At 72.5% G+C, this 6,807-nt stretch carries 8 protein-coding genes; 4 read left to right on the forward strand and 4 right to left on the reverse strand.

Annotated features, from left to right (window positions below; genetic code table 11):
• Positions 1–27: 27 nt before the first annotated feature.
• Genes AC5L34_RS27610 through AC5L34_RS27625 form a run of 4 tightly spaced genes read right to left on the reverse strand, consistent with a single transcriptional unit; the run spans position 28 to position 2,949 of the window.
• Complete coding sequence (locus tag AC5L34_RS27610; protein ID WP_494827632.1) at positions 28–891, reverse strand: metal ABC transporter permease; 864 nt, start codon at positions 889–891, stop codon at positions 28–30.
• A gap of 1 nt (position 892) precedes the next feature.
• Positions 893–1,654, reverse strand: coding sequence for a metal ABC transporter ATP-binding protein (locus AC5L34_RS27615; RefSeq protein ID WP_088998915.1), 762 nt, complete (start codon positions 1,652–1,654; stop codon positions 893–895).
• Entirely contained in the window at positions 1,651–2,637 is a 987-nt protein-coding gene (locus tag AC5L34_RS27620) for a metal ABC transporter substrate-binding protein (protein WP_441177848.1), read from the reverse strand. Before AC5L34_RS27620 ends, AC5L34_RS27615 begins: the two co-directional genes overlap by 4 nt.
• Before the next feature lie 54 nt (positions 2,638–2,691).
• Positions 2,692–2,949 (reverse strand): hypothetical protein, encoded by a 258-nt coding sequence (locus AC5L34_RS27625; protein ID WP_088998917.1) that lies wholly within the window; start codon positions 2,947–2,949, stop codon positions 2,692–2,694.
• A gap of 27 nt (positions 2,950–2,976) precedes the next feature.
• Here AC5L34_RS27625 and AC5L34_RS27630 point away from each other — a divergent pair, with 27 nt between their 5' ends.
• The 4 genes from AC5L34_RS27630 to dusB all read left to right on the forward strand — a co-directional run bounded on the left by AC5L34_RS27630 (position 2,977) and on the right by dusB (position 6,649).
• The gene (locus tag AC5L34_RS27630; protein WP_494827635.1) at positions 2,977–3,318 is read left to right on the forward strand and encodes an antibiotic biosynthesis monooxygenase family protein; all 342 of its coding nucleotides are present in this window, start codon (positions 2,977–2,979) and stop codon (positions 3,316–3,318) included.
• A gap of 24 nt (positions 3,319–3,342) precedes the next feature.
• A complete protein-coding gene (locus tag AC5L34_RS27635; RefSeq protein WP_250102365.1) occupies positions 3,343–3,918 on the forward strand; it encodes an Rv0361 family membrane protein in 576 nt (191 codons plus the stop codon).
• Between the two features lie 114 nt (positions 3,919–4,032).
• The gene (locus AC5L34_RS27640) at positions 4,033–5,412 is read left to right on the forward strand and encodes a glycine--tRNA ligase (protein ID WP_088998919.1); all 1,380 of its coding nucleotides are present in this window, start codon (positions 4,033–4,035) and stop codon (positions 5,410–5,412) included.
• Between the two features lie 64 nt (positions 5,413–5,476).
• The gene (gene dusB, locus AC5L34_RS27645) at positions 5,477–6,649 is read left to right on the forward strand and encodes a tRNA dihydrouridine synthase DusB (protein WP_441177849.1); all 1,173 of its coding nucleotides are present in this window, start codon (positions 5,477–5,479) and stop codon (positions 6,647–6,649) included.
• Positions 6,650–6,807: the final 158 nt, after the last annotated feature.

A 6,807-nucleotide genomic window follows, 5' to 3' on the forward strand; every position in this document is an offset into this window, starting at 1 on the left:
ATCCCACCGACACAGCGCTGACCAGGATCAGTGGAGCACGACCTCGTGCGGTTCGGGTACGGGCGCGGCGTCCGGGGTGCGCCGCCGCAGCACCCGCCACCCGGCCCCGAGGACCGCGACCACCGCGAACGAGGCGATCGCCATCAGCACCACCGAGGCGCCGGGGGCGGTGTCGGCGTTCGCCGCCACCCAGACCCCGGAACCGGCCGCGAAGAGCCCGAGCGCCATCGCCGCCGTCATCGTGCTGCGGAAACCCCGGGTAACCTGCTGCGCGGTCGCCACCGGCACCACCATCAGGGCGCTGATGAGCAGCACCCCGACGGCCCGCATGGCGATCGTCACGGTGACCGCGGTGGCCACGGCGAGCAGCAGGTTGAGCGTGCGTACCGGCAGCCCGGAGACGCGGGCGTACTCCTCGTCGTGGCAGACCGCGAACAGGGCCGGGCGCAACGCCAGCATGGTCACCGCGATCGCCGCGCCGAGCACCGCGATGGTGGTCAGGTCCGCCGGCGTGATGGTGCTCAGCGACCCGAACAGGTAGGAGTTCAGGCTGGCGCTGGTGCTGTCGGAGAGCCCGACCAGCGTCACGCCGCCGGCGATGCCGCCGTAGAAGAGCAGGGCCAGCGCCAGGTCGCCGGAGGTGCGCCCCCGCGCGCGGACCAGCTCGATGGTGACCGCGCCGAGGGTCGCCACGAGCACCGCGACGAGCACCGGTGAGCGGTTGAGCAGCAGGCCCGCGCCGACGCCCGTGAGCGCCACGTGCCCCACCCCGTCGCCGATCAGGGCGAGTCGCCGCTGCACCAGGTAGATGCCGAGCGCCGGGGCGGCCAGACCGATGATCAGCGCCCCGATCAGGGCCCGCTGCATGTATGGGTACTGGAAGAGTTCCATCTCAGCTGCTCCACAGCCCGGCGGGCTCGTCGGGACCGTGCGGGTGCACGTGGTCGTGGTCCGGCTCCGCGTGGTGGCCGGCGGGCTCGGGCACCGCGCCGTCGTGGCAGATCCCACCCTGGTGTACGACGACCGCCCGGGTGATCAGCGGTCGCAGGGGCCCCAGCTCGTGGGCCACCAGCAGCACCGTGCCGCCCCCGGCGACGAAGCCGTGCAGCGCCCCCGCGAACGCCTCCTGGCTGGCGGCGTCGACCCCGGCCGTGGGCTCGTCGAGGACGAGCAGTTCCGGCTGGCCGGCCAGCGCCCGGGCGATCAGGGTGCGCTGCTGCTGCCCGCCGGAGAGAGTGGCCACGGGATCGCGGGCCCGGTCGGCGAGCCCGACCGCCTCCAGCGCGGCGGCCACCGCCGCCCGGTCCGCCGCGCCGGGCGGGCGCAGCACCCCGCGCCGGGCGAGCCGGCCGGAGGCCACCACCTCGCGGACGGTGGCCGGTACGCCGCTGCCGGCGCCGAGGCGCTGCGGGACGTACCCGATGCGGTGCCACTGCCGGAAGCGGCGCAACGGACGGTCGAAGAGGGTGACCGACCCGGAGCTGAGCGGCACCAGGCCGAGCGCCGCGCGGATCAGGGTGGACTTGCCGGAGCCGTTGGCGCCGAGCACCGCGACCACCTCGCCGGCGGTCACGGTCAACGAGACGTCGCGCAGCACGGGGCGGCCGTCGTAGCCGACCACCCCGTGCGCGACGGTGATGACTGGGGATGTCACTGGCAGCTCAACGCCGTCCTCAGGGTCGCAAGGTTGGTACGCATCACCGAAAGGTAGTCGCCGCCGCCGGGCGTCAGCCCCTCCAGGGGGTCCAGCACGGCGGTCTTCGCGCCGACCTCCTTGGCGATGGTCTCGGCCACCTTCGGGCTGACCAGCGTCTCGAAGAAGATCGTGGTGGCCTTGTGCTCCCGGGCCTCCTCGATCACCTCGGCGAGGCGCTGCGGGGCGGGCTCGTTGTCCGGGCTGAGCCCGGTGATGCCGATCTGCTCCAGCTTGTAGCGCTCGGTCAGGTAGCCGAAGGCGGTGTGGCTGACCACGATCTCCCGCCGCTGGCAGGTCTTCAGCCCGGTCGTGAACTCGGCGTCCAGCTTCTCCAGCTCGGTACGCAGCGCCCCGGCGCGGGCGGTGTAGTCGGCGGCGCGGTCCGGGTCGGCCTTGCCGAGCCGCTCGGCGAGCTTGTCGCCGACCGTGGCCAGGCGGGTCGGGTCCAGCCAGAGGTGCGGGTCCTTGGCGCCGTTCTCCTCGTGGCCGGGCTCCTCGGCCTTGGCCGACTCCTCGGGGTGGGCGTGCTCCTCGCCCTCGTGGTCGTGGTCGTGGCCGCCCGCGGCGGCGTCCATCAGCGGCTGCACGGTCGACACGTCGAACGCGCGGTCCTTGGCGTTCTGCTCGACGGCCTCGTCCAGCGCCGGCTGGAAGCCCTTGAGCAGGACCACCAGCTCTGCCTCGGCGACCTGGCCCACCTGGCCCGGGTTCAGCTCCAGGTCGTGCGGCTCCGCCCCGGGCTTGACCAGGTTGGTCACCTTCACCGCGTCGCCGCCGATGCGCTCGGCGAGGAACTGCAACGGGTAGAAGGCCGCCACCACGTCGACCCGCTGCGGGTCGGCGCCGGCGGTGCCGTCGTCGGAGCAGGCCGTGACACCGCCCAGGGCGAGCAGGGCGGCGGTGGCGACGGCGAGGGTACGTGGGGCGGAGCGGATGTTCATGCCATGAACTGTCCGCGACAACGATAATGATTGTCAAAAACGCATGCTTGCATGTCAGAACAGCTTCACCAGGCCCGCGGTGACCAGCAGGGTGAGCGCCACCAGCCGGATCACCCGCGTCGGCGCCGTCTGCACCGACCAGGTGGTGACCAGCAGCGCGGCCACCGCCGCTGCCAGCAGCAGGGTGAACAGCCCGCCGACCACGCCGGGGGTGAAGAACGCGACAAGCACCAGCACGAGGGTGACCAGGAACACCGTCGTCGGGTTCGCCCGGGCCAACCGGGCCGGCATCCGGCTCTGCGTACGCTGCATCCCACAGACTCTACGAGGAGGAACCCCGTGCTGGTGACGAACCGGTTCGTGGTGGACGTCGATGTCGCCGACGAGTTCACCGAGCGGGCGCACGCCGCCCTGGCCGCGCTCGCGGCCCGCCCCGGTTACCTGCGCGGCCAGGTCGTCCGGGCGCTGGACGACCCGCGACACTGGTGCCTGGTCACCGAGTGGGAGTCGGTCGGCACCTACCGGCGGGCCCTGGGCGGCTTCGATGTCAAGATCACCGCCGTGCCGCTGCTCGCCGAGTCGCTCGACGAACCGTCGGCGTACGAGGCGCTCGCCAGCGCCGCCCCCGGCGGGGAGGTCGTCCGGACCGCCAGCGATCGGGCCGCTGCTCCTTACCGCTGAGCCCGTGGGCACTACATTGCTTGCATGACCGCTCCCGGACCGGCGACCCCGCCGCCGTACCCTCCGCCGCCCGGCCAGCAGGGGGCGCAGCCGCCCGCCGTGCCCGGCCCGCCGGGGGACCCGGGCGCGCCCGCCCCGCCCGCCGGGCCGGGGGTCACCCCGCCGTTCGCGGCGCCGCCCACCGAGGGGCGCAACACCCGCCTCTGGCTCGGGCTGGGCGCCGGGGCGCTCGCCGTGCTGCTCTGCTGCGGCGGGGGCGGCGCGGCCGTGGTGGGGCTGGCCGTGACGGGGGTGCAGGCCGTACGCGAGCAGGGGCGCACCGTCTCCACCGACTACTACCAGGCGCTCGTCGAGCGCAAGTACGGCGCGGCGTACGACCAGCTCTGCGACGACGCGCAGCGGCGCGAGTCACGCCGGGAGTTCGAACGCCGGGTGGCCGCCGAGCCGCAGATCGCAACCTTCCGGGTGGGCGACGTGGACGCGGTCGCCCTCACCGTGCCCGTCGACGTGACCTACACCGGCGGCCAGCAGGACCGCCAGGAGGTCACCCTCGGGCAGGACCAGCAGACCGGTGGCATGGAGGTGTGCGGGGTGAGCTGACCCGCCACCGGTATTCTGCTGGGCCCGGGACGGCACGGGTCGTACCGTTGTCCCGAACTGTTCCTTCCGTCCTTACCGCGTCCCCGCCGACCGCCAGTCGGCGTAGGAGGAAACATGCCAGCCGACCGTATCGACGCCGTCGTCAGCCTCGCCAAGCGCCGAGGCTTCGTCTTCCCCTCCAGCGAGATCTACGGAGGCACCCGGTCGGCGTGGGACTACGGTCCGCTCGGCGTGGAGCTGAAGGAGAACGTCCGTCGCCAGTGGTGGAAGACCATGGTCCAGCAGCGCGACGACGTGGTCGGCCTCGACTCCGCCGTGATCCTGGCCCGCGACGTCTGGGCCGCCTCCGGTCACCTGGACGCCTTCGTGGACCCGCTGACCGAGTGCCAGTCGTGCCACAAGCGGTTCCGGGCCGACCACCTCGAGGAGGCGTACGAGGCCAAGCACGGCAAGCCGCCGGCCTCGCTGACCGAGCTGAACTGCCCGAACTGCGGCAACAAGGGCACCTTCACCGAGCCGAAGATGTTCAACGGCCTGATGAAGACCTTCCTCGGCCCGGTCGAGAGCGAGGAGGGCATGCACTACCTGCGGCCCGAGACCGCCCAGGGCATCTTCGTCAACTACAAGAACGTCGAGACGGTCGCCCGCAAGAAGCCGCCGTTCGGCATCGCCCAGACCGGCAAGTCGTTCCGCAACGAGATCACACCGGGCAACTTCATCTTCCGCACCCGCGAGTTCGAGCAGATGGAGATGGAGTTCTTCGTCGAGCCGGGCTCGGACGAGCAGTGGCACGAGTACTGGCTCTCCGAGCGCTGGAACTGGTACCTCGACCTGGGCCTGTCGGAGGGCAACCTGCGCTTCTACGAGCACCCGAAGGAGAAGCTCTCCCACTACTCGAAGCGCACGGTCGACATCGAGTACCGCTTCCAGTTCGGCGGCACCGAGTTCGCGGAGCTGGAGGGCATCGCCAACCGCACCGACTTCGACCTGACCACGCACAGCAAGCACTCCGGCGTCGACCTGTCCTACTTCGACCAGGCCAAGGGCGAGCGCTGGATGCCGTACGTCATCGAGCCGGCCGCCGGCCTGACCCGCGCGGTGCTCGCCTTCCTGCTGGAGGCGTACGACGAGGACGAGGCGCCGAACACCAAGGGCGGCGTGGACAAGCGCACGGTGATGCGTTTCGACCCGCGCCTGGCCCCGGTCAAGGTGGCGGTGCTTCCGCTGTCGCGCAACGAGGCGCTCTCGCCCAAGGCGAAGGGTCTCGCCGCGGACCTGCGCAAGCGCTGGGTGGTGGAGTTCGACGACTCGCAGGCGATCGGCCGCCGCTACCGCCGCCAGGACGAGATCGGCACCCCGTTCTGCGTGACGGTCGACTTCGACACTCTCGACGACAATGCGGTGACCGTGCGGAACCGGGACACCATGGCCCAGGAGCGCATCGCGCTCGACCAGGTCGAGCGCTACCTGATCGAGCGCCTTCCCGGCTGCTGAGCGGCGACTACGGGGGCCCGGCCGGCGGGGGAACGCGCCGGCCAGGCCCCCGTACACTTGTCCGGTGACCGCGCCGACCGTTCCCGCACTGCGCCCGCTGACCATCGGGCGGCACGAGGTGTGGCCCCCGGTGGTGCTCGCGCCGATGGCCGGCATCACCAACGTCGGCTTCCGGCAGCTCTGCCGGGAGCAGGGCGGCGGCATCTACGTCTGCGAGATGATCACCACCGTCGCGCTGGTCGAACGGAACCCGAAGACGCTGCGCATGATCGCGTTCGGCGACGACGAGCGGCCCCGCAGCCTCCAGCTCTACGGCACCGACCCCGAGATCACCGCCGCCGCCGTGCGGATCGTGGTGGAGAAGGACCTCGCCGACCACATCGACCTCAACTTCGGCTGCCCGGTGCCCAAGGTCACCCGCCGGGGCGGCGGCTCGGCGCTGCCGTGGCGGCGCCGGCTCTTCGCCCGGCTGGTCAGGGCCGCGGTGGACGCCGCGTCACCCGCCGGGGTGCCGGTCACGGTCAAGATGCGCAAGGGCATCGACGACGACCACCTGACGTACGTCGAGGCCGGCCTCGCCGCCCAGGACGCGGGCGTGGCGGCGGTCGCCCTGCACGGGCGTACGGCCGCGCAGCGCTACTCCGGCACGGCGGACTGGGACGCCATCGCCACCCTCAAGCAGGCCCTCGACGTGCCGGTGCTCGGCAACGGCGACATCTGGGAGGCCGACGACGCGCTGCGGATGGTGGCGCACACCGGCGTCGACGGGGTGGTCATCGGTCGGGGCTGCCTGGGCCGCCCGTGGCTCTTCGCCGACCTGGAGGCCGCGTTCGACGGCCGGCCGGAGCGCCGGCTACCCACCCTCGGCGAGGTGGCGCGCACCATGCGCCGCCACGCGGAGCTGCTGGTCGACCAGTTCACCGCCGGCTCGCGTACGCCCGCCCGGGGCGAGCGGGACGGCTGCACGGACTTCCGCAAGCACGTCGCCTGGTACCTCAAGGGCTTCCCCGTCGGCAGCGAGCTGCGCCGCGAGCTGGCCATGATCGAGAGCCTGGCCCAGCTCGACGACCTGCTCGGCAAGCTGGACCCGGCCGAGCCCTTTCCGGTGGCCACGCTGGGCCAGCCGCGCGGTCGCACCAACTCGCCCGGCAAGGTCTTCCTTCCCGAGGGCTGGCTGGCCAGCCGCGACGACGACACCGTCCCCGAGGGCGCGGAACTGGCCGACTCGGGCGGCTGAGTCGCCCCCGCGCCTCACGCCCGACAACGGTATGACGAAAGGGCCGGCCCCCGGGTGGGGGTCGGCCCTTGTCGTCGTTGCGTGGTGCGGGGCTGCTGGTCAGGCGGTGTAGCCGCGGGTGGCGATCCAGTCGGCGAGGTTGTCGACGCTCATGCGGT

The sequence above is a fragment of the Micromonospora sp. ZG13 genome, assembly GCF_059359355.1.